Source organism: Pseudarthrobacter sp. (assembly GCF_036675385.1).
In the GTDB taxonomy this organism is placed as follows: Bacteria; Actinomycetota; Actinomycetes; order Actinomycetales; family Micrococcaceae; genus Arthrobacter.
The window spans coordinates 1-1,575 of sequence record NZ_JAKFFD010000106.1 but is presented as its reverse complement, the minus strand read 5'-3'; the positions used below and the strand labels follow the sequence as shown (position 1 = coordinate 1,575).

The 1,575-nt window shown below is 63.0% G+C and carries 1 protein-coding gene; it reads left to right on the top strand.

What is annotated here, in order from left to right:
• Window positions 1-426: 426 nt before the first annotated feature.
• A partial coding sequence (locus tag V6M49_RS08490) for an IS30 family transposase (RefSeq protein ID WP_442959707.1) occupies window positions 427-1,575 on the top strand: 1,149 nt, incomplete at its 3' end.

The window sequence follows — 1,575 nt, the reverse complement described above, 5'->3', positions numbered from 1 at the left end:
GGCGGGTTCTAGCGGTCGTTGCAACACCCAGAATTTTTGGGAGTTGCAACGACCGTGTCGTCTTTAACGAAAGAAGCTGTCGGCCAGAGGAAGTACACGCCTGACCAGAAGAGTGAGTTCTTTGCTCTGCTGGACCGGCTTGGGAGTGTGACCGATGCCGCGGCGAAGCTCGGGTTGAACCGGCAGACGTGCTATCAGTGGGTCCGGAAGACCGGCGCTGCTTCCCGGAATAGCTTTCCGAACCAGGCGGTCAGGGCCAAGTACACGCCTGAACAGAAGAACGATTTCTTCGCGGTCCTCGAGCGGCTTGGAAGTGTCACTGTCGCTGCTACCGAGCTCAACCTGAACGTGAATACGGGTTTCCGCTGGGCACGCGAGGCGGGCATTGCCAGCCGGCCCCTGAGCCACCACAGGCGTGAGGAATACATGCGGCTGCGTGCTAAGGGACTGACCAGGCGCGAGGCGGTCAAGGCCCTGGACGTTCCCCGCGGCATGGCACGGGAATGGGACCTAGGTGTAAGGAAATCCGGCGGGCGACGCATTTATCCAACCGCACGCGGAATGAACTACAACCATGATGTGGACTCTTTGACAGCTTCTGCCCATCCCGCCGAGAAACAGCCTGCCCGGCCGGTCTCGATCTCGGCGCTTGAGAAACCTATCGATCCGCGCTTCCTGACTGTGCAGGAGCGTGAGCTGATCCGGGACCTGAATGGGGCCGGTTCCTCGCTGAGGTCGATAGCGGTGGCTCTGGACCGTTCACCCTCGACGATCAGCCGGGAACTGCGCCGCAACAGTGACCCCCGGCTGGGTTACTTGCCCCACGGGGCTCATCGGAAGGCTGCCGCCCGGCGGGCTCGGCCCAAGACGGCCAAGCTCGCTGGCGACTCGGACCTGGGCGACTATGTAAGGGGCAAACTGCTCCTACGCTGGTCTCCGGAGCAGATCAGCCACGCGCTGGTCGAAGAGTTCCCCGACAACCCGGAGATGCGCGTGAGCCCAGAGACGATTTATCAAGCCCTGTATGTCCAGGCCCGTGGCGGACTCAAACGCGAGATCCAGGCAGCGCTGCGCACCGGCCGGACCCGCCGCAAACCCCACCGCACCGGCGAGCAACGCACGCCCAGGTTCGTGGACCCGATGATCATGATTTCCGAGCGCCCGCCCGAGATCGAGGATCGCGCCGTGCCAGGCCATTGGGAGGGGGACCTCATCACCGGCGCCTACAACCAGTCAGCGATCGCGACCCTGGTCGAACGCACCACCCGCTATGTGATGCTCGTCCACCTGCCACATGACCACACCGCGGAAACTGTCCGGGACGGACTCATCAAGACCATGACCACCCTCCCGGAGCATCTGCGAGGCTCCCTGACCTGGGACCAGGGCGCGGAAATGGCCGCCCACAGATCATTCAGCATCGCCACTGAAATGCCCGTCTATTTCTGCGACCCCGCCAGTCCCTGGCAACGCGGCTCCAACGAAAACACCAACGGTCTCCTGCGCCAATACTTCCCCAAAGGCACCGACCTCGCCGCCTACGGACCCGAAGACCTCGAACACGTCGCACAGGAA